17 protein-coding genes are annotated in these 20,344 nt (G+C 52.7%); 5 read left to right on the plus strand and 12 right to left on the minus strand.

All coding sequences use genetic code 11. The features are described 5' to 3' along the window. Window positions 1–83: 83 nt before the first annotated feature. From groL to ACMZ66_RS06470, 3 genes are all read right to left on the minus strand, one after another. On the minus strand, window positions 84–1,739 hold the full coding sequence (gene groL, locus ACMZ66_RS06460) for a chaperonin GroEL (RefSeq protein WP_416935565.1): 1,656 nt from the start codon (window positions 1,737–1,739) through the stop codon (window positions 84–86). A 61-nt stretch (window positions 1,740–1,800) separates the two neighbouring features. Then, window positions 1,801–2,088, minus strand: coding sequence for a co-chaperone GroES (groES, locus tag ACMZ66_RS06465; RefSeq protein ID WP_181846458.1), 288 nt, complete (start codon window positions 2,086–2,088; stop codon window positions 1,801–1,803). A gap of 300 nt (window positions 2,089–2,388) precedes the next feature. Continuing rightward, on the minus strand, window positions 2,389–3,861 hold the full coding sequence (locus ACMZ66_RS06470; RefSeq protein WP_416935568.1) for a hypothetical protein: 1,473 nt from the start codon (window positions 3,859–3,861) through the stop codon (window positions 2,389–2,391). Between the two features lie 129 nt (window positions 3,862–3,990). Between ACMZ66_RS06470 and rfbC the strand changes: the two genes are divergently transcribed. Further along, on the plus strand, window positions 3,991–4,548 hold the full coding sequence (rfbC, locus tag ACMZ66_RS06475; protein ID WP_416935636.1) for a dTDP-4-dehydrorhamnose 3,5-epimerase: 558 nt from the start codon (window positions 3,991–3,993) through the stop codon (window positions 4,546–4,548). Between the two features lie 5 nt (window positions 4,549–4,553). Here rfbC and rfbA read toward each other — a convergent pair whose 3' ends face one another. From rfbA to rfbB, 3 genes are read right to left on the minus strand one after another with little or no spacing between them, the layout of a single operon-like run. Next, on the minus strand, window positions 4,554–5,435 hold the full coding sequence (gene rfbA, locus ACMZ66_RS06480; RefSeq protein ID WP_416935570.1) for a glucose-1-phosphate thymidylyltransferase RfbA: 882 nt from the start codon (window positions 5,433–5,435) through the stop codon (window positions 4,554–4,556). Then, window positions 5,428–6,339, minus strand: coding sequence for a dTDP-4-dehydrorhamnose reductase (gene rfbD, locus ACMZ66_RS06485; protein ID WP_416935572.1), 912 nt, complete (start codon window positions 6,337–6,339; stop codon window positions 5,428–5,430). The genes rfbA and rfbD overlap by 8 nt, the downstream gene beginning before the upstream one ends. Then, window positions 6,336–7,403: a dTDP-glucose 4,6-dehydratase gene (gene rfbB / locus ACMZ66_RS06490; RefSeq protein WP_416935574.1), complete on the minus strand. Its 1,068-nt coding sequence runs from the start codon at window positions 7,401–7,403 to the stop codon at window positions 6,336–6,338. Before rfbB ends, rfbD begins: the two co-directional genes overlap by 4 nt. Window positions 7,404–7,747: 344 nt before the next feature. Between rfbB and ACMZ66_RS06495 the strand changes: the two genes are divergently transcribed. Then, entirely contained in the window at window positions 7,748–8,296 is a 549-nt protein-coding gene (locus tag ACMZ66_RS06495) for a hypothetical protein (protein WP_416935576.1), read from the plus strand. Window positions 8,297–8,415: 119 nt separating this feature from the next. Further along, window positions 8,416–9,111 carry a hypothetical protein gene (locus ACMZ66_RS06500; protein ID WP_416935578.1) on the plus strand — a complete coding sequence of 232 codons (696 nt, stop codon included), beginning with the start codon at window positions 8,416–8,418 and terminating at the stop codon, window positions 9,109–9,111. Between the two features lie 66 nt (window positions 9,112–9,177). Here the strand turns inward: ACMZ66_RS06500 and glmS are convergent, their stop codons facing one another. Both glmS and glmU read right to left on the minus strand, forming a co-directional pair. Beyond that, window positions 9,178–11,001 (minus strand): glutamine--fructose-6-phosphate transaminase (isomerizing), encoded by a 1,824-nt coding sequence (glmS, locus tag ACMZ66_RS06505; protein WP_416935580.1) that lies wholly within the window; start codon window positions 10,999–11,001, stop codon window positions 9,178–9,180. A gap of 86 nt (window positions 11,002–11,087) precedes the next feature. Further along, complete coding sequence (glmU, locus tag ACMZ66_RS06510) at window positions 11,088–12,434, minus strand: bifunctional UDP-N-acetylglucosamine diphosphorylase/glucosamine-1-phosphate N-acetyltransferase GlmU (protein WP_416935582.1); 1,347 nt, start codon at window positions 12,432–12,434, stop codon at window positions 11,088–11,090. A gap of 252 nt (window positions 12,435–12,686) precedes the next feature. Between glmU and ACMZ66_RS06515 the strand changes: the two genes are divergently transcribed. Both ACMZ66_RS06515 and ACMZ66_RS06520 read left to right on the plus strand, forming a co-directional pair. After that, window positions 12,687–13,358 carry an HAD hydrolase-like protein gene (locus ACMZ66_RS06515; protein ID WP_416935584.1) on the plus strand — a complete coding sequence of 224 codons (672 nt, stop codon included), beginning with the start codon at window positions 12,687–12,689 and terminating at the stop codon, window positions 13,356–13,358. A gap of 124 nt (window positions 13,359–13,482) precedes the next feature. Beyond that, window positions 13,483–14,175: a class I SAM-dependent methyltransferase gene (locus tag ACMZ66_RS06520; protein WP_416935586.1), complete on the plus strand. Its 693-nt coding sequence runs from the start codon at window positions 13,483–13,485 to the stop codon at window positions 14,173–14,175. Here ACMZ66_RS06520 and ACMZ66_RS06525 read toward each other — a convergent pair. The 4 genes from ACMZ66_RS06525 to mmsA all read right to left on the minus strand — a co-directional run bounded on the left by ACMZ66_RS06525 (window position 14,124) and on the right by mmsA (window position 20,314). Next, window positions 14,124–15,512 (minus strand): hypothetical protein, encoded by a 1,389-nt coding sequence (locus tag ACMZ66_RS06525; RefSeq protein WP_416935588.1) that lies wholly within the window; start codon window positions 15,510–15,512, stop codon window positions 14,124–14,126. The two genes, ACMZ66_RS06520 and ACMZ66_RS06525, sit on opposite strands and share 52 nt — an antisense overlap. Window positions 15,513–15,694: 182 nt before the next feature. Beyond that, window positions 15,695–17,443: an L-arabinonate dehydratase gene (gene araD, locus ACMZ66_RS06530; protein ID WP_416935590.1), complete on the minus strand. Its 1,749-nt coding sequence runs from the start codon at window positions 17,441–17,443 to the stop codon at window positions 15,695–15,697. 152 nt (window positions 17,444–17,595) lie between these two features. Next, complete coding sequence (mmsB, locus tag ACMZ66_RS06535; protein ID WP_416935592.1) at window positions 17,596–18,780, minus strand: multiple monosaccharide ABC transporter permease; 1,185 nt, start codon at window positions 18,778–18,780, stop codon at window positions 17,596–17,598. A gap of 10 nt (window positions 18,781–18,790) precedes the next feature. Further along, window positions 18,791–20,314: a multiple monosaccharide ABC transporter ATP-binding protein gene (mmsA, locus tag ACMZ66_RS06540; RefSeq protein WP_416935594.1), complete on the minus strand. Its 1,524-nt coding sequence runs from the start codon at window positions 20,312–20,314 to the stop codon at window positions 18,791–18,793. Window positions 20,315–20,344 lie beyond the last annotated feature (30 nt).

Consider the following 20,344-nt stretch of genomic DNA (forward strand, 5'->3'; position numbering starts at 1 on the left):
TGCGCCACATACCGATACAAACAAAAAGGGCTCCGCGATTGCGGAGCCCTTCTCGTAGTGCTTGGTCGGTTGGTTGGTAAGGCTTAGAAGCCCATGCCACCCATGCCGCCCATGCCACCCATGCCACCCATGTCAGGTGCGCCGCCAGCCGATTTTTCGTCGGCTTTTTCAGCGATCATGCATTCGGTGGTGATCAGCAGACCTGCGACCGATGCTGCGTCCTGCAGGGCAGTACGAACAACTTTGGCCGGGTCGATGATGCCAGCTTTGACGAGGTTGGTGTATTCGCCCTTCTGAGCGTCGTAACCGAACTCGGTGTCATCCTGCTCGAGCAGTTTGCCAGCAACAACAGCGCCGTCGACGCCTGCGTTCTGTGCAATCTGACGAACCGGTGCCTGCAGAGCGCGGCGAACGATGTCAACACCGATGGTCTGGTCGTGGTTTTCACCTTCGAGACCTTCGAGTGCTTTGACAGAGTACAGCAGAGCCGTACCACCACCAGCAACGATGCCTTCTTCAACAGCAGCGCGGGTCGCGTGCAGAGCATCGTCAACGCGGTCTTTGCGTTCTTTAACTTCGATTTCAGAAGCGCCACCGATTTTGATCACTGCAACGCCGCCAGCGAGTTTCGCGAGACGTTCCTGCAGTTTTTCACGATCGTAATCAGAGGTGGTTTCTTCGATCTGAGCGCGGATCTGGCCAACACGTGCTTCGATCTGTGCTTTCTCACCAGCACCATCAACGATGGTGGTTTCTTCTTTGGTGATGGTGACAGATTTCGCGGTGCCGAGCATGTCAAGCGTAACGCTTTCCAGCTTGATGCCGAGATCTTCGGAGACAACCTGACCACCGGTAAGGATGGCGATGTCTTCGAGCATTGCTTTACGACGGTCGCCGAAGCCCGGTGCTTTAACAGCAGCGATTTTCAGACCACCGCGCAGCTTGTTGACAACCAGGGTTGCCAGAGCTTCGCCTTCGATGTCTTCAGCGATGATCAGAAGCGGCTTGCCGGTCTGAACAACAGCTTCGAGCAGCGGAAGAACCGGCTGCAGCGAGGAGATTTTCTTGTCGAAGAGCAGGATGTACGGAGCATCCATTTCTGCGACCATTTTCTCCGGGTTGGTTACGAAGTACGGAGACAGGTAACCACGGTCGAACTGCATGCCCTCAACAACGTCGAGTTCGGTGTGCAGGCCTTTGGCTTCCTCAACGGTGATAACGCCTTCGTTGCCAACTTTTTCCATGGCTTCAGCGATCATGTCGCCAACTTCACGGTCACCGTTTGCAGAGATGTTACCAACCTGTGCGATCTCATCGCGACCAGCAACTTTACGTGCACGGCTCTGGATGGATTCGATCACTTTGGTGGTCGCAAGGTCGATACCGCGCTTCAGGTCCATCGGGTTCATGCCAGCAGCAACAGACTTGTTGCCTTCACGAACGATAGCCTGTGCCAGAACGGTTGCGGTCGTGGTGCCGTCACCAGCCAGATCGGCGGTTTTCGACGCGACTTCGCGAACCATCTGTGCGCCCATGTTTTCGAACTTGTCAGAAAGTTCGATTTCTTTGGCGACCGAAACACCGTCCTTGGTTACGCGCGGAGCGCCGAAGGACTTCTCGATAACAACGTTACGACCTTTCGGGCCAAGCGTCACCTTGACAGCATCTGCCAGGATGTCGACACCGCGCAGCATTTTAGCGCGTGCGTCGGTGGAGAATTTTACTTCTTTAGCAGCCATAATATTCTTTCCTCTCTATGAGACGGATGAACGTGGACTTAAATCACCCAGACGGGCTGACTTATTCCATGATGCCCATGATGTCGGATTCTTTCATGATCAACAGCTCTTCGCCGTCGACCTTGACTTCGGTGCCCGACCATTTGCCAAACAGGACTTTGTCACCTGCTTTGACGTCGAGGGCTACGACCGAGCCATCTTCTTTGCGAACGCCAGAACCAACAGCGACGATTTCGCCTTCCTGCGGTTTCTCTTTGGCGGTATCCGGAATAATGATGCCACCGGCAGTCTTGGTGTCGGACTCGACACGACGTACCAGTACTCGATCATGCAGCGGACGGAACTTCATTTTAGACAACTCCGTGTTAAAGCTAAGGCTCGTTAATAACTAAGACTAACCGGGATGAGCCCGTATTAGCACTCACCCCCGGCGAGTGCTAACAGCATTTATTGGAGTGCCCATCCAAAGTCAATAGGGAGATGAAAAAAGACGCAGAAATGTCACGATTTCTGCCAATTTTATGCGCGTCCCGCGCCGGGTAAAATCGCCGTCTCTAAGGCGTGCGCATCACACCACTTTCCAGTGCGCCACACAAGCCCTTCACAGAAAAATAATGGGAACCGCTGGTATTCGCGTTATCACCTGATTTCAGCGAATCTTGAAATAGCGATCCAGCATCAGGGGATCATCAAAATGCCTACGTCCGACAAAGGCCGTGGCATGATGGCCCCATTGGCGCATGGCACCCGGACGCTCGATCCCCATCGGCCACAGGATAAACCGCTCCAGCCGATCCGTACCGGGCACAAAACCATCTTCATCATAAAGGCTGGCATAGCCCGAACCATCCCCAAGCGCGATGCTATAAAGCGTCTGATCCTGCAGAAGATCGAGAGCAATGTTTGCTTCCTCATGCCCGACTTCATCTTGGGCTGAGACCTTCAACAAATGATGGCTTATCGCATCCACCCACAAGATGGGTTTGGCCAGAGTCTCGCGCGGAACCAACCCGGCTGGCATTTCCGCTGTTTCACGGATATCGCCATCCTCCGGCGCGGCAATACGCTCCATCCCCTCGCCCGGGAAAAACATGTGATAGCAGCCACAGCCATGAATGCTGTCGGCCAAAATCGCCGAACCATCCCGATCGAGCGTCACCCGCCACACCAGCGCATCGAAATGCCCGGCCAGAATATCAAACATTCGTTGTTTCGGACGCTCCGGGAACCAAACGCTATAGGTAATCTGCGGCAACCATGCGCCATCAAGATAGGTATGGCCCAACCGATAGAACATCGTGGGTGCAGTTACATCGACCTTGGATATCGCATTACGTGCCGCCAAAACCGGACGCCCGATCCGATCACTCGCACTTTCCGTGCGCACGCGGATTTCAGGCGCATAAGAACGCACCAACGCCAAAAGCTCGGCATCGCTTGGCATCAACCGGCCAAAACTATTACGCGCAATCGCCCGAAACTCAGCAACATTCAGCGCATCACGCGACAAATCATAAACCTGCCAATCCCCCATCGCCTCAAGATCAGAAATGGACAGATCAAAACTCTGCAAGTTATCGCGCTTCCACCCCTCATAGCCGAAATGGGCAGCAAAGGCCGTCAGTGGGTAAAATCCGGCTATGCGTTGGAAATCAAGATAGTCATCGGGCACGAAAACAGCAGTCGAGAGATCGTCATAATCCTCAATACTCAAGCCATCCGCCAACTGCTCCGCACAAGCTTCCTGTGCTGCAAGCGTCACGGAAGGTGCCAAAGGCAAGTTTCGCATCTCGGCAAACCGAGCTTCGCGATCCAGCCCCCGCATCTGCGCCACCCAATCGGCAAACAGCTTTTCGCCCGAACCATCCCCAGCCTTTAACGCCTCACCAACCTGCGCGCTCATCAAAACCGAATTTCGATTGGCCCGCAAAAACGGATAGCCCGGCACCCTCGATGCTACAGCGTTTTGAACATCGGCTTCCGAAACACGCAAAGCAGCATAATCAAGCTTCTCTGCACACGTCGCCGTCTCAATATCTGCTATCTTCGGTTGCTGCCCGGCACAGGCGGACAACACAGCCAATCCAAGCATCAAACTGCCAAGGCGCAACACAGACTTCATCGGGCGGCATTTCCTTTCGGCTTCGCATTCATTGCGTCAAAATATCCTGCCACAGATGTCATGCTAATGCCCAAGTTTGATGTGATCACGAAACTCGATCGACTTAGAACAATACAACAGGGCCTGCTTATGCAGCTTGAAGCACTCGAAATTCCCGATGTGAAACTTCTCGTTCCCAAGAAGTTTGGCGATGATCGTGGTTTCTTCTCGGAAACCTATAATCAGGCGACACTTTCTGCACTGGGCATTGATCACGATTTTGTTCAGGACAATCATTCTCTGTCACGTGATACCGGTGTTGTGCGCGGGCTGCATTTTCAGTGCGAACCACATGCACAAGCCAAACTGGTCCGGGTTGTTCGCGGCCGTATCCTTGACGTTGCCCTAGACATCCGAAAAGCATCGCCAACATTCGGACGCTGGGTTACAGCAGAAATCAGCGCTACCGAATGGAACCAGATCTACATCCCAAAGGGCTTTGCGCATGGCTTTATGACCCTCGAACCAGATACCGAGGTCATCTACAAAGTATCGTCCACTTACGCACCGGATGCCGAGCGCACCATCATCTGGAATGATCCCGACCTTGGCATTGATTGGCCTCTGAGTTCTGATAACGCTACGCTATCAGCCAAGGACGCAGATGGAATGCGTTTTGCAGATTACCGCGCCAATCCCGCATTCTAAAAGCGTCAGAGCTGATCATAAGTTCGCAGCACCGTTCTTAGATAATTGCTGTAGGAACTCTTACCGAAACTTGCGATCAATGCCTCGAACTGATCAATCGTGATTTTGCCGGTTCGAAGCGCTATTTCCTCCGGGCAGGCGATCTTAAGGCTTTGGCGGCTTTCGACTGTGCGGACAAAATTGGCCGCATCGAGCATCGCGCCATGTGTTCCGGTATCAAGCCAAGCATAGCCACGCCCCATCTTCTCGACGCGAAGCTGGCCGAGCTCAAGGTAAGCCTTGTTAACATCGGTGATTTCAAGCTCGCCCCGTGCAGATGGCCTGATTGATTTCGCAACATCCACCACACCCGCATCATAGAAATAAAGCCCTGTGACGACGTAGTTGGATTTTGGCACCGCAGGTTTTTCTTCGATATCCAGCGCAATGCCTTCGCGATCAAATTCGACCACACCATATCTTTCCGGGTCCTGCACATAGTAGGCAAAAACGGTTGCCCCTGATGGCTGTTCCATCGCGCGGCCCAACAACTCCGTCAGACCATGCCCGAAGTAGATGTTATCGCCCAAGATAAGGCATACCGGATCGTCACCGATAAACTCAGCGCCAACAATGAAGGCATCTGCTAACCCGCGCGGTTCTGGCTGCACCGCATATTGAAGGTTTAGTCCCCACTGCGATCCATCGCCCAAAAGGTCTTGGAACAGCGGAACATCGCGCGGCGTACTTATGATCAATATGTCGCTGATCCCGGCCAACATAAGGGTGGTTAGCGGGTAATAAATCATCGGCTTGTCGTAAACCGGCTGAAGCTGTTTTGAGACAACCAATGTTGACGGATAAAGTCTGGTTCCGGTCCCACCGGCAAGAATGATTCCCTTACGCATCGAAATCACTCCTGTTCATGCGCGCGATGACAGAACGCAACCCTTCATCGACGCTTGGCAATTCAAACCCGAATGTTTCGGAAAACAGTTTGGTGGAAAGTGCTGAATAACGTGGTCGTTCTGCAATCGTTGGAAATGCATCTGATCCAACCGGTGTGATCTTGCAATCCGCACCTGACCAATCCGTGCCCCATGCTTCGATCGCAGCCACCTGAATACGGCGTGCGAACGCGCACCAACTCATCGCATCAGGCGATGTCAGATGATAGGTCCCCGTAACGTTGCGATCCGATGCCGGTGAGTCTGGCAAAATGCGCAGTATTGCATCGGCGAGATGACCGGCACTTGTTGGACAACCGATCTGATCATCAACGACGTTAAGCTCATACTTGCTGGCCATCAGGCGCAACATCGTGCGCACGAAGTTCTTGCCATATGGGCTGTATACCCAGGATGTTCGCAAAATCACATGCTGAGGGGCGATCTCGCCAATGGCGATTTCACCTGCCAGCTTGCTTTCGCCATATGCGTTGATCGGCCGGGGTGTCTCGGTCTCTTGATAGGGCGCCGAGCCTTCGCCATTGAACACATAGTCGGTCGATACATGGATCAACGGGATGGAAAGTTCACGTGCGGCAATTGCCACATGACCAACCGCCTCACCATTAATCGTGTGTGCAAGGTGATAGTCGGCTTCGGCCTGATCAACTGCGGTATAGGCCGCCGCATTTATGATTGCATCTGGTTGCCACTGATTGACGACATCGGCCACTGAAGCCGGGTGCGACAAATCGCATGCTGCACGATCAAGAAAGGTCATTTCAAACTCCGGAGAAGCCTGACCAGCCTCCGCCAGACATCGCGCCAACTGACCGGTTTTTCCAAAGACAAGGATCCGCGTCATGCTGCGCCCCCTGTCAGTTGACCAAGGCGTTCGCCGGAATACTTGTTTTTCAGGATCGGCATCCACCAGTCGCGATTGTCGAGATACCACTGCACAGTTTGCCGGATGCCGTCCTCAAAGCTGTGCGTTGGTTGCCAGCCAAGTTCATCTCGCATCTTCGTTGGATCAATCGCGTAACGCCGATCATGACCGGGCCGATCCGCGACAGGGTCAATCACATCATCGAAATCACGTGGCACTGTTTCGGGTCGAAGATCACACAAAACATCAAAGATGCTGCGCACCACGCCAAGATTGGTGCGTTCAGAATTACCGCCGACATTGTATTTCGCGCCGATTTTTCCTTTGGTCAGGATAGTAATAAGTGCGCTGGCGTGATCTTCAACATAGAGCCAGTCACGGATATTCAAGCCATCGCCATAGACCGGGACCTTCCGACCGTGAAGCATGTTGAGGATAGCAAGTGGAATGAGCTTTTCAGGGAACTGAAACGGGCCGTAATTGTTCGAACAATTGCTTATAATTACGGGCAGGCCATAGGTATGGCCCCATGCCGACACCAAATGATCTGAACCGGCTTTGCTTGCGGAATAAGGAGAACGCGGCGCGTAAGGCGTTTCTTCGGTAAACAAACCCTCTTCACCCAATGAGCCGTATACTTCATCGGTCGAAATATGATGGAAGCGAAACCTTCCCTTTTGCTCTGACGACAAGCTTTCGAAATAATCGCGTGCGACTTCGAGTAACGTGAAAGTTCCGACGATATTGGTTTGGACAAACTCCGCCGGGCCATCGATTGAGCGGTCCACATGGCTTTCTGCCGCCAGATGCATGACCGCATCTGGTTTGAACTCTGCAAAAAGTTGTTTGATCGCAGCTTTGTTGCAGATGTCCTGTTTTGCGAAATGGTAATTTGGTTGTTGCGATATGGATGACAAGCTTCGCACATCCGCAGCATAGGTCAGCTTGTCAATATTAAGGACCTTGTAGCCCTTAACACCAGCCACACTTCTGCAAACAGCGGAGCCGATAAATCCGGCACCACCCGTGACGATGATTTTCATTTCACACTCTTCGAACACGATCGCGCCTTCGCATTTCCCGAAGTTTCGGGAAACGACGTCAAGCGTGTTTACGACCGCAGTTCTAACCCAACCTGTTTTATTCTTAAGCAAGATCAGCCTTGATTTCTGGTGAACAAGGTCTCATCTTCCCAACTACTAACCAACTGATATTGCAGCCAAAAGTCGTGAAAATGTCATACCGTGACGTATCATTGGTATATGCCGCAACATTTGCATTCTCTCTAATGTTGTCGGGCGTGGCGTTTTCTCAACAAAGCAGTGACTGCCCCAAACGCATCGGCATTATGGGTGACGACAGGTTGGCGTCGGAAACAGCCGAAAAAATGGCAGAAGTGTATCAAAATCTTGGTTGTCCGATTGAGATCGTAAGCCTCCCCGGACGCCGCGGCTTTAGCGCATTTAATAACGGCACCATTGATGGGGAACTTTACCGCTTGCCGGTCGGTGCAAAAAACTACACCCGGTCATATGTCCAGTCGGAAGCGCCGCTGTTTGAGATCACCAATAGTCTTTGGGTCAAACCCGGCAGCAAACGCCATTCAGATGGCCCAACCGGCTATGTCATCGGTGTTGCTTGGCAGGAAGCGTATCTTGAAAGCAACAACCTGCCCAAAAGCGGTCATCGCGATATTGGCGATATGATCGGCCATTATAATGCCGGGACTTTTGACCGTTTCCTTGCCGAAGACACCAATATCGTTGCCGCCATTCGGGATGGTGAGTTTGGTTCGGATAACGTCCCGGTCCAGCTTGAGGTCCTGAATGCCGGTCCGTTGTACCATTACCTTGGAACGGAATTCGCACCGTTCATGGAACGACTGTCCCGATATATCATCACGCATGCGCCGTTTGCTCATGAGGGCATGTTATGAGGCGACCTTCAATATTGGCGCGTGATTGAGGCGTAGGACCGTTGTAACCGTCCCAAGCAGTGCCAATTTATCTAGGGACGTAACAACCTGTTTTCGCAGTAAAAGCAGCAATCATCACCATGAACATTCTGCGTCTGGCGACCTCGTTGATTTCGCTTCTGGTTCTGGGCATTTTCAGTCCGGCTTTTGCCGAGCAAGCACAGCATTGTCCAAAGCGACTGGGCATGGTCAGCAACAACACAATGGCGACGACCACGGCCAAGGTTCTTGGCGACATCTATCAAAAGCTTGGCTGCCCTATCGAGATGGTGGTGCTTCCCGCACGCCGTGGCTTTACCGCCTTTAATGAGGGCGAAATTGATGGCGAGCTGTTCCGCGCCCCCATTGGATCAAGCCATTATACAAGGCCATTTGTTAGATCTGAACTACCGCTTTTTGAAACAACGCAAAGCCTGTGGGCGGTGCCGGGAACGGAATTACAAGCTGATTTACCCATCGGGTATCTGATCGGTATTGCTTGGCAGGAATATTACCTTGATCGCATGGGTCTACCGAGAAGCGGGCATCTGCATATCGCCGACATGATCGATCATTATAATAACGGCTTGATCACGCGCTTTCTGGCCGAAGATTCAAACGTCCAATCGGCAATAGAACGCGGTGACTTCGCCGCTGATCGCATCCCGGTTCAGGTTGAGACTGTCGCAATCGACCCGCTCTATCATTACCTTGGCGCGGAATTCGCAGACTTCATGGCGCGGTTTTCGGACTATGTGGATACGCATCACCCGTTTAATCGCTCTAATGCGATGTGACTTGCCTTTGCAAACAAAAAAGCCGGACGAAATCTCGTCCGGCTTTTTACTTCTAGCTTGGTCGCGTTACTCGACCGTGACTGATTTCGCCAAGTTGCGCGGCTGATCCACATCGGTGCCCTTATGCACAGCCACGTGATAGGCCAGCATTTGAACCGGGATCGTATAGAGGATCGGCGCGACAAAATCGGCGACCTTCGGCAGTTCAACCGTAGCCGATGCCATGTCTCCCAGTTTCGCCAAGCCCGGTGCGTCAGAAATAAAGATCACGCGACCACCACGTGCGGCAGCTTCTTGCATGTTCGATGCGGTTTTCTCAAACAACTCATCCGACGGCGCAATGACAATGATCGGAACGGATTGGTCAATCAGGGCAATCGGGCCGTGCTTCATTTCACCCGCGGCATAGCCTTCGGCGTGGATATAGGAAATCTCCTTAAGCTTAAGCGCCCCTTCCATCGCGATCGGGTAACCAAGACCACGTCCGAGATAAAGCACGTCACGCGCATCAGCGATATCAAGCGCGAGTTTTTTGAGCGCCTCATCATGATGCAGCGTTTCAGCCGCATGCTTTGGCACTTCGGTCAGGGCATTGACGATGGCAGCTTCTTCATCCTTGGCAAGACTGCCGTTTTCACGGCCAATGGTGACGGCAAGGCAGGCCAGAACCGTAAGCTGTGTGGTAAAGGCCTTGGTCGATGCCACACCGATTTCCGGACCGGCATAGGTCAGAAGCACAACGTCACTTTCGCGTGCAATCGTGCTTTCAGGCACATTGACGATGGAAACGATCTTTTGGCCTTTGGATTTCGCATAGCGAAGGGCGGCCAGGGTATCAAGCGTCTCACCGGATTGGGAAATAAACAGCGCAACGCCACCCTTTGGCAGCGGCGGGCAGCGATAGCGGAACTCGGATGCGACATCCACATCAACGCCAAGCCCGGCATAACGTTCGATCCAGTGCTTTGCCACCAGACCGGCATAGAACGACGTGCCACAGGCAACAATCGTCAGACGCGTCGCATCCGCAAAGGAAAACGGCATATCGGGAAGCTTGATCGTCTGGGTCGCCGGATTGATAAAGGCATGAAGCGTATCGCCAATCACTGCAGGCTGCTCGAAGATTTCCTTCTGCATGAAGTGATTGTAATTGCCCTTGCCCATCATGGCACCCGAAACAGCCGACAATTTGGTTTCGCGGGTGACATCAACATCGTTCTCGTCGCGGACCTGAACGCTGTCACGGGTCATTTCAACCCAGTCACCTTCTTCAAGGTAAATCAGCTTGTTGGTTAGGTGCGATAACGCCATCGCGTCCGACCCCAGATACATCTCGCCTTCGCCAAGGCCCACAGCCAGCGGCGTGCCACGACGTGCACCAAAGATCACGTCATGATGGCCGGAAATCATGATCACCAGTGCAAAGGCACCTTCAATCCGATGCAGGGTCGCGGCAACCGCATCGCGCGGAGATTTACCCTGATCAAGGAAATCAGACACCAGATGCACGACGACTTCGGTGTCGGTATCGGTGGCAAAAACGCGGCCCTTTGCGGTGAGCTCTGCCTTGATTTCCTGGAAGTTCTCGATGATGCCGTTATGGACAACAGCAACCTTGCCATCGGTGTGCGGGTGGGCGTTGTTTTCGGTCGGGACACCATGGGTCGCCCAACGGGTGTGGCCGATGCCAACATCGCCCGAAAGCGGGCTTTCTGCCAGACGATTGGCAAGATTGATCAGCTTTCCTTCTGCACGACGGCGCTCAATATCGCCATTGACCAGCGTTGCAATACCGGCACTGTCATAGCCACGATATTCAAGGCGCTTGAGGCCTTCAAGAATACGCTCGCTTACGCTGTCCTTGCCGATAATCCCGATAATGCCGCACATATTGTGTATTTTCCTGCTTCAAATCGCTTGAGATCGTGATCGCCCCGCTTGCATCAAGGCGACAAATTCCAGTTCCGAATATCGGATTATTTCTTGCCGGTCAGGGCGCGCATTTTCTCGCGAAACTTTGCGGCCCACCCGGCTTTTTCAACGCGTTCTGCCCTAGTCAAGGTCAATGCATCAGCTTCGACCTTACCCGTAATCGTGCTGCCCGCTCCGACAATCGCGCCATCGCCAATTTCAACCGGCGCCACAAGGGCCGAGTTCGAACCAATGAACGCACCCACACCGATATCGGTATGCTGTTTGCGGTATCCGTCATAGTTACACGTAATCGTGCCTGCACCGATATTGGCTTTCGCCCCGACACGCGCATCACCGATATAGCTCAGATGATTGACCTTGGCCCCGTCTTCGACAACGGCCTTCTTGATCTCGACAAAGTTGCCAACCCGTGCACCGGCACCAATTTCGGCACCCGGACGCAGGCGGGCATAGGGACCGATATCAGCCCCCTCGCCCACGACACAGCTTTCAAGATGGCTGAATGCCTTGATCACGGCATTGTCGCCAACCACAACGCCCGGGCCAAACACAACATTCGGTTCAACAATCACGTCACGGCCAAGCTTGGTGTCCGCACTAAAGAACACCGATGCCGGATCGATCAGGGTTGCGCCATACACCATCGCCTGCTCGCGCAGGCGGCCCTGAATAATCGCCTCTGCCACAGCAAGCTGGGTACGTGAATTCACGCCAAGCGTTTCAGCTTCGTCGACCTCGACTGCGGCACAGCGATGACCCTTTTTCAGGGCTACCTCGACCGCATCGGTCAGGTAATATTCGCCCTTGGCATTAGCGTTATCAATCGCTTCAAGGGTCGCGATCATGTCTTCAGCACGGAAGCACATCACACCGGAATTACAGAAATTGATCTGACGCTGTGCGTCGTTGCATTCTTTTTCTTCGACGATCGCTGTCAAATCACCCGTTTTGCCATCCGTGACCAAACGGCCATAACCGGTCGGGTCTTCCGGGCGGAAACCCAGAACTGCAACCGCATAATCGTTTTCTTCACGTGCCTTCACCAGACGTTCCAGCGTCGCGGAAGTGAAAAGCGGACTGTCGGCATAAAGAACCAGAACATTGCCAGTAAGGCCCTGAAGGCCTTCTTTGGCGGCCAAAACGGCGTGTGCTGTACCCAGACGATCGGTCTGCTCAAATGTTGGATGCGGGGCGACCGTTTCGATCAGTTTCGGCATATCCGGACCGACGACAACCATCGTCTTTGTCGCATTCAAATGGGCAGCCGTATCAATCACGTGATTGACCATCGGTTTGCCGGCAACCTTGTGCATGACTTTGGGCAATGCACTTTTCATGCGTGTACCCATACCAGCGGCCAAAACAACAACGCTTAAATCAATCGACATTTATCAATATGCCTGCTGCAACTTTGATGCAGCATCCCCTTTTCATGTGTCGCGCGGGCCCTAAGCACTGCGCGGATCATCGAATTTGATGAAAGTCTTAGAGCATATTCTTTTTGAGCAAAAGCCCATAAAAAATCACGTTTTGTTACCGCCTGTTAGCGGATGTTACCGTTTGTTAATGCCACGAACTCGGTTAAGTTCTCCTAAAGCAAACGCAGCACCACCCAATTGCCCACCAAGGAGCCCCATCCAATGGCAAACTTCATTCTGTTCGACCTAGACGGCACTTTGATTGACGGGGTCGATGACATCCTGTTTGCCATGAATGGATTGTTGGCCGCCCACGATCACGCCCCGCTGAAACGACACGACATCGAGGCCATGTTGGGTGACGGCACCTGGATGTTGACCAAACGCGCCTTTGCCGCCCGCGGATCCACCCCGGATGATGCGATGCTTGATGAGCTCAATGTTGATTTCAACACCCGCTATGTCGAAACCGACTACGCCTATACCCGCCTGTTTGAAAACGCTGAAACAGTTCTTCGCCAACTCAAATCCGATGGCTGGACGATCGCATTGGCGTCAAACAAACCCGAAGGCCCATGCAAGGAAATCCTCGCCAAACTTGGCGTAGCGGATCTGTTCACCGTCATTGCCGGTGGAAACTCGTTTGAGGTCAAAAAGCCCGATGGCCGTTTCCTTGAATTCGTTTTGGGCGAGCTTGGTTTCAACAAAGCCTCCGACACCGCCATCATGGTCGGTGACCACGCCAATGACGTGAACGCGGCCCACGCTGTTGGCATCAAAGCCATTGCCGTTGCCATGGAAGTCGATGATGCGCGCGCAAGATCACTGGGTGCGGACTTAACTGTAGTGGATTATCGTAAACTGTTGATTGCCATTCAGAACTTATGTCGATAAACAAAGATGTCCCTTGTTGCGCGCGCAGTCGGAAAGTTTAAGTCAATTTACTTTTAGTGTCCTAGACATTCGCAAAATTAGTCTTCTAACTTTTATATCCGCAATTCATATCACGGTGCCCCGCATGCAGAATTTTGACTACACTGGCAAAGACAACCTCGATGTAATGTCTTTCGCTAAAAACTATAATAACTTTCTAGTTTCATTAGTAAACACGCATGCACCGCAGTCAGGTGATATTCTCGACTTCGGTGCTGGAACAGGTTTTTTTGCGGAACGCTTAGCAAAGGATGCGCGTTCAGTATTGTGCGTTGAGCCTGATGCGCAGCAGATCGAAGAAATTGCCAACAAAGGCTTTAAGACGTTTTCAGATACTAATGAACTAGCTGACGCGTGCATTGATTTTGCTTATAGCCTGAATGTTCTGGAACACATAGAAGACGACGTCGAAGCAATGCGTGAAATCTACCGTGTGCTCAAACCAGGACAATGTTGTGTCATTTATGTACCAGCTATGCCTTCTCTTTATTCTTCAATGGATGAGAAAGTTCAACATTTTCGTCGCTATACGAAAAATGAACTCAGCAGCAAACTCTCGAAGACTGGGTTCGAACTGATTGAATGCCGTTACGCCGATATTTTAGGTGTCTTTGCAACTTGGGCTTACAAGCTATTCGGAAGCAAGTCCGGGGATGTTTCGGTATCAGGTTTGGTCGCATATGACCGTTTCGCGTTCCCTCTCAGCAAAACGATGGACATTGTTACTCAACGCGTTGCCGGTAAAAATGTTTTCGCAGTAGCAAGAAAACCATGTTGATTTCGCCTAGAAATTAGGAAATTCAATGTTGTGAGCGCTACCCATACCATTGCGAGGCAATAAGGAATAATCATTGCTAGATTGTACCTATATAAACTCACAGAAAGTGCCGCATTTACACCTGCCATAAAGAATGGAGGTAAAAAGATAAACACCCATTTTCGCCAATAGTTACTCTCGGCGAAAACCATAACCGTCACCACACATGGTACGGCAAGCATCCCAACAATGTGACCGACAAAAATCCCCCGCCATAACAATAACGCTGTAACTGCAACAAATTTGAGCGGCATCTCGAATACAAAATGGGAGAGTAAATAGCCGCGAGCTTCAAGATCAGTCCGGCCATCGTTGGCAGCTTTGTCTAAGACATCGCGCCCATATTCGTAGTAGCTACCAGCATCCCAGCCAAGAGGAACCAGTGCATCAGCTCCGAACATGCGTTGCGCTCCTGAGAGGGGAAGATAGTAGATCCAACCGATCAACCACTCTTTCCAGCTCATCAGATTGAAGGCAAACCGATGTGAAAGCGACGAGACAAGATAACTCGTTTGGCTCATCGAAAAAGTCTCTAGAACCAAGGCATTGCGCACAATCAGCGGCGTGACAGCAAGAACGAACGCTACAAAAAATACCAATGACGCCTTGAGAACATGTAACCGATCATCTCGCCGAATGAAAAAAGCGATAATCGGTAAAACAGATAACCCCAGCGGCAGAAGCAGCCAAGCAGGTTTGACCAAAACCAACAAGCCGCCCAAGCCCCCGGATAAGGCCCAAGGCCATAACTTATCCGACCGCTCATAAGCATGGGCCCAAGACGCCATAAACAGGCCCCCTAGCATCAGGTATCCCTGTTCGCTTAGCGGGGATGACGCATACAAAAATGTGTCGTAAAACGTGAGAGATATAACTGCCGTCATCCAACCGCCTAGTAGATTGCGGCCAAAGAACAAATATCCCACAACAAAAACGCACAAGTGAAAGACCACTGTTTCAAAGTAGTAAATGCCCTTTAGCGCCCAAAGTCCCTGCCCGCAATTCTCGTCTACGGATACCATTGCAACACAAACCAGATCTCGATAAGTGTCCGTGCTGATTGAGGCGGCCAAAGCAATTTCAAGGGCTGTGAACACACCACCCGCATAGAGCCCCGGCACAGGTGCCTTATCTACTTTGTACCCCTCCCCGGACAACACCCCGTGCTCATAGATGTTCAGACCAGCAGCAACATATCGGGGAGAATCCGGCTGAATATTTGCTCCGGGAACCAGAATTCTGGTACCGACAATCCAAAGCAACCCTATAAGCAGCAAAGTATTAGCAACAGTTTTCACGGTAACGCCCCAACAAATGAACTGTACAGAAATTAGCCGAATTTAGCTTCTATAACGTTTCAACTGGTAGCTGTCTGCGAAAACATATAACGCAAACCGGCCGACACATAGTGCCAGCCGGTTCGGGGTCTGCCGGATGCGCCCCAGTGGCATCCGGCGGGAGTTTGCATTTGAGTAGTCGATTAGTGACTGTCTTTGGGGATCGCTTTGCCGCGATGACCGACGAGGAAGTCGAAATCGGCCCCTTTGTCCGCACCAATCACTGATTTGTAGTAAAGCGACGCATAACCGCTGGTCGGCATCGGAACGGTATTTTTCCAAGCGGCCAAGCGTTTGGCGAGTTCTTCGTCACTAATATCAAGGTGCAAGCGACGGTTTGGCACATCAAGCTCGATCATGTCGCCATTCTGAACCACCGCCAAAGGTCCACCCGCCGCAGCTTCGGGCGAGGTATGGAGAACCACCGTGCCATATGCCGTGCCGCTCATGCGGGCATCGGAAATACGCACCATGTCGGTAATACCTTTGCGCAGCACCTTGGGCGGCAGCCCCATATTGCCGACTTCCGCCATGCCCGGATAACCCTTTGGCCCGCAGTTCTTAAGAACCATGACGCAGGTTTCATCGATATCAAGGCTCTCGTCATAGATCTTGGCCTTGTAATCATCGATGTCTTCAAACACCACCGCACGACCACGATGTGTCAGAAGTTCCGGCGTTGCTGCAGACGGTTTAAGCACCGCACCATTGGGTGCAAGGTTGCCCTTCACCACAGCAATACCGCCGCTTTCGGTCAGGGCCTTATCAAACGGACGAATGACGTCTTCGTTCCAGTTGCGCACATCCTTGACCTGATCCCACATGGTTTCGCCCGAAACCGTGAGCGCATCATTGTGAAGCTTACCCGCCTCACCCAGCGCCTTGATCACGACAGGCAATCCACCGGAATAGAAGAATTCCTCCATCAGGTATTTGCCCGATGGCTGCAGGTTCACAATCGTCGGAATATCGCGGCCCAAACGGTCCCAGTCATCAAGGGTCAGATCAATGCCAACACGCCCGGCAATCGCCAGAAGGTGAATAACCGCATTGGTCGATCCGCCAATCGCCCCATTGACGCGAATGGCATTTTCAAATGCATCCTTCGTCATGACGTCAGACGGCTTCAGGTCATCTTTAACCATCTGCACAATGCGACGCCCGGTGATATGTGCCATCACACGACGGCGGCTATCAACGGCCGGAATGGCCGCATTGCCCGAAAGCGCCATGCCAAGCGCCTCTGCCATGCTGGCCATGGTTGACGCGGTGCCCATGGTGTTACACGAACCGGGTGATCTCGACATGGCGATTTCGGCTTCAAGGAAGTCTTCGGTGCTGATCTTGCCAGCCTTGCGGTCTTCCGAAAGCTGCCAAAGCGAGGTGCCCGATCCGATATCCTGCCCACGCCATTTGCCATTAAGCATCGGACCGCCGGTAACAACGATCGCCGGGATATCCACACTGGCCGCCCCCATCAAAAGGGCCGGCGTGGTTTTATCGCAACCCACCATCAGAACCACACCATCAAGCGGGGTTCCGCGAAGGGCTTCTTCGACATCCATCGCACAGAGGTTACGGAACATCATCGCGGTTGGGCGCAACGTGCTTTCGCCTGGCGAGAAGACCGGGAATTCAAGTGGCAAGCCGCCTGCTTCGTAAATGCCGTGTTTGACCCGTTCGGCCAGGTCCCTCAAATGGGCATTACACGGGGTCAATTGCGACCACGTGTTACAAATGCCGATCACCGGGCGACCGTCAAACAGATCGGATGGCAGACCCTGGTTCTTCATCCAGCTGCGGTGATAGATATTGTCCTTGCTGGTTCCGCCGAACCAACCTTCTTGTGACCGCAAAACGCGCGGCCAGGGTGCCGGTTTGAACTTAGTCATGCCCGTTTTCCTTTTGACTTATTATCATGACGGGTCCGGATATATGTGGTTGGGACAGCCACATAAGGGACTTCGAACGACACAGGCTGGCAACCAGGTGGCAATCTTGGTTGTGTGTGACCAGCCGTGTGTCGTTCCGCATCATCCTATTGTTATGCCTTGTTTTTGTTGTAGACGTCGAAGATCACGGCCGCCAAAAGCACCAGACCTTTGATCACTTGCTGCCAGTCGATACCGACACCAATGATCGACATGCCATTGTTCATGACACCCATGATCAGCGCGCCAACCACGGCACCAATCACCTTGCCAACCCCGCCCGACATCGATGCACCACCGATAAAGACCGCGGCAATCACATCAAGTTCGAACGCAAGGCCTGCTTTTGGTGTCGCCGTGTTCAAACGCGCAGCAAAGACCAGACCGGCAAGCGCAGCCAGCATGCCCATATTGGCAAAGGTAAAGAAGGTCAGGCGTTTGGTGTTAATACCCGAAAGCTTGGCCGCCTTCTCATTCCCGCCCAGCGCATAGATGCGACGGCCAAGGGTTGTTGAGTTGGTAATGAAGGTAAAGATCGCGATCAGAAGCGCCATAATGATCAGGATGTTTGGCAGACCGCGATAGGTCGACAGAAGGTATGTGACAAACAGGATCGCCGTACCTGCAACCGCATGCTTGGCAACAAAGAACGCCATCGGCTCATCAACGGCGGCAAACTTCGCCTGCTTGGCCCGCGAACGCAGACCAAGGATCGGAAGGAGTGCGGCCAGGACCACGCCAATCGTCATCGAAAACACGTTAAAGCGTCCTTCGATCAGACCGCCAAAGAGGTCCGGCAGGAAGCCCGAAGACATTGCCTGGAATTCTGAGGGGAACGGACCAACCGACGCGCCCCCCAAAAGGGCCAGTGTGAGGCCCTTAAATACCAGCATCCCTGCCAGCGTCACAATAAAGGACGGAATGCGCCAATAGGCGACCCAGTACCCTTGGGCGGCACCAATGATCGCACCCACCACCAGACAGGCCGGAATGACAAAGACCGTCGGCAGATCCCAGTTCACAATCATCACGGCGGCCAATGCGCCGACAAAGCCCACGACCGAGCCGACCGAAAGGTCGATATGCCCGCCGACAATGACAAGCAACATGCCAACAGCCATGATGATGATGTAGCTGTTCTGAAGGAACAGGTTGGTCAGGTTGACCGGCTTAAGCATGATGCCGTCGGTCAGAACCTGGAAGAAGGCCAGAATGGCAACCAGCGCAACAACCATGCCGTATTCACGGATATGGGTGCGCAAGTAGTAACCAATTGATTTGTTATCAGTATCCGTCATTGTCCGTTCCTCACGCTTTCAGGATCATGCGCATGATTGCTTCCTGGCTTGCGTCTTTTGCCGCAAGCTGCCCTTTGATCTCACCCTCGTTCATGACGTAGATGCGATCGCACATGCCCAGAAGCTCCGGCATTTCCGACGAGATCATGATGACCCCTTTGCCGTCGGCTGCCAGTTGGTTGATAATCGTATAAATTTCGTATTTTGCGCCAACATCGATGCCACGCGTCGGCTCATCAAGGATCAGCACTTCAGGTGCAGCAAACAGCCATTTTGACAAAACGACTTTCTGCTGGTTACCACCCGAAAGATTGACGACCTTCTGACCGACATTGGGCGTGCGGATATTGATCTTCTTGCGGTAATCCTCAGCAACGGAACGTTCGGCCCCGTCATTCAAGACCCCGCGTTCCGCAACACCGTTCAGGTTCGCAAGCGTGATGTTGGTGGTGATGCTTTCCTCAAGAATAAGGCCCATTTCCTTGCGGTCTTCGGTGACATAGGCCAGACCCGATGCAATCGCCTTTTCGACGGTCGAAACATCAGCAAGTTGACCATTGATCAGGACTTCGCCGGAAATATCGGTGCCATAGGATTTGCCAAAAATGCTCATGGCAAGTTCGGTGCGCCCGGCTCCCATCAGACCGGCAATGCCGACCACCTCGCCTGCGGCAACATCGATGTTAACGTTGTTGACCACTTTGCGTTCGGGATGAAGCGGATGGGTTGCCGACCAGTTGCGGACTTCCATCAGCTTTTCGCTGCCGATATTGGGTGTGCGTTCCGGGTAACGGTGCGCCATGTCGCGCCCGACCATGTCCTTGACGATGTCGTCTTCGGTAATGGTGCCGTCGCGTGCATCAAGGGTCGAAATCGCCTTGCCATCACGGATTACGGTGATGCGATCAGCAACCCGGTTGATCTCGTTCAGTTTATGCGAAATCAGGATCGACGTAATGCCCTGCGCCTTGAACTCCAGCAGCAGATCCAAAAGTTTCTGACTGTCATTTTCCTGCAAGCTCGCGGTCGGCTCATCAAGGATCAGCAGCTTCACTTTTTTGGAAAGGGCCTTGGCAATTTCGACCAGCTGCTGTTTGCCAACACCGATATTGGTCACAAGCGTCGCCGGGTTTTCCTTAAGCCCGACCTTGCTCAGAAGCTCGCCGGTGCGCGCAAATGTCGCAGGCCAGTTCACGATGCCGTTTTCGGAAATTTCGTTGCCCAGAAAGATGTTCTCGGCGATCGATAGAAGCGGCACAAGCGCCAGCTCCTGGTGAATAATGATGATCCCGCGATCTTCGCTGTCACGGATATCTTTGAATTCCTGTACACCACCGTCGTAAAGGATGTCGCCTTCATAGGTGCCGTGCGGGTAAACGCCACTTAGCACCTTCATCAGGGTGGATTTACCTGCTCCGTTCTCGCCGCAAAGTGCGTGGATTTCACCACGTTCGACTTTAAGGCTGACATCATCCAACGCTTTCACACCGGGAAAGGTCTTGGTGATGTTCTTCATTTCCAGGATGGTATCCATCCGGTCCTCCCACTGCCGTCTGGCGTTGAC

Source organism: Thalassospira sp., assembly GCF_048059015.1.
Lineage (GTDB): Bacteria > Pseudomonadota > Alphaproteobacteria > Rhodospirillales > Thalassospiraceae > Thalassospira.

What these genes read in the sequence shown, in the direction of transcription:
- groL (WP_416935565.1), bottom strand. Translation starts at nt 1,739, where the DNA reads ATGGCTGCTAAAGAAGTAAAATTCTCCACCGACGCACGCGCTAAAATG.
- groES (WP_181846458.1), bottom strand. Translation starts at nt 2,088, where the DNA reads ATGAAGTTCCGTCCGCTGCATGATCGAGTACTGGTACGTCGTGTCGAG.
- ACMZ66_RS06470 (WP_416935568.1), bottom strand. Translation starts at nt 3,861, where the DNA reads ATGAAGTCTGTGTTGCGCCTTGGCAGTTTGATGCTTGGATTGGCTGTG.
- rfbC (WP_416935636.1), top strand. Translation starts at nt 3,991, where the DNA reads ATGCAGCTTGAAGCACTCGAAATTCCCGATGTGAAACTTCTCGTTCCC.
- rfbA (WP_416935570.1), bottom strand. Translation starts at nt 5,435, where the DNA reads ATGCGTAAGGGAATCATTCTTGCCGGTGGGACCGGAACCAGACTTTAT.
- rfbD (WP_416935572.1), bottom strand. Translation starts at nt 6,339, where the DNA reads ATGACGCGGATCCTTGTCTTTGGAAAAACCGGTCAGTTGGCGCGATGT.
- rfbB (WP_416935574.1), bottom strand. Translation starts at nt 7,403, where the DNA reads ATGAAAATCATCGTCACGGGTGGTGCCGGATTTATCGGCTCCGCTGTT.
- ACMZ66_RS06495 (WP_416935576.1), top strand. Translation starts at nt 7,748, where the DNA reads ATGGCAGAAGTGTATCAAAATCTTGGTTGTCCGATTGAGATCGTAAGC.
- ACMZ66_RS06500 (WP_416935578.1), top strand. Translation starts at nt 8,416, where the DNA reads ATGAACATTCTGCGTCTGGCGACCTCGTTGATTTCGCTTCTGGTTCTG.
- glmS (WP_416935580.1), bottom strand. Translation starts at nt 11,001, where the DNA reads ATGTGCGGCATTATCGGGATTATCGGCAAGGACAGCGTAAGCGAGCGT.
- glmU (WP_416935582.1), bottom strand. Translation starts at nt 12,434, where the DNA reads ATGTCGATTGATTTAAGCGTTGTTGTTTTGGCCGCTGGTATGGGTACA.
- ACMZ66_RS06515 (WP_416935584.1), top strand. Translation starts at nt 12,687, where the DNA reads ATGGCAAACTTCATTCTGTTCGACCTAGACGGCACTTTGATTGACGGG.
- ACMZ66_RS06520 (WP_416935586.1), top strand. Translation starts at nt 13,483, where the DNA reads ATGCAGAATTTTGACTACACTGGCAAAGACAACCTCGATGTAATGTCT.
- araD (WP_416935590.1), bottom strand. Translation starts at nt 17,443, where the DNA reads ATGACTAAGTTCAAACCGGCACCCTGGCCGCGCGTTTTGCGGTCACAA.
- mmsB (WP_416935592.1), bottom strand. Translation starts at nt 18,780, where the DNA reads ATGACGGATACTGATAACAAATCAATTGGTTACTACTTGCGCACCCAT.
- mmsA (WP_416935594.1), bottom strand. Translation starts at nt 20,314, where the DNA reads ATGGATACCATCCTGGAAATGAAGAACATCACCAAGACCTTTCCCGGT.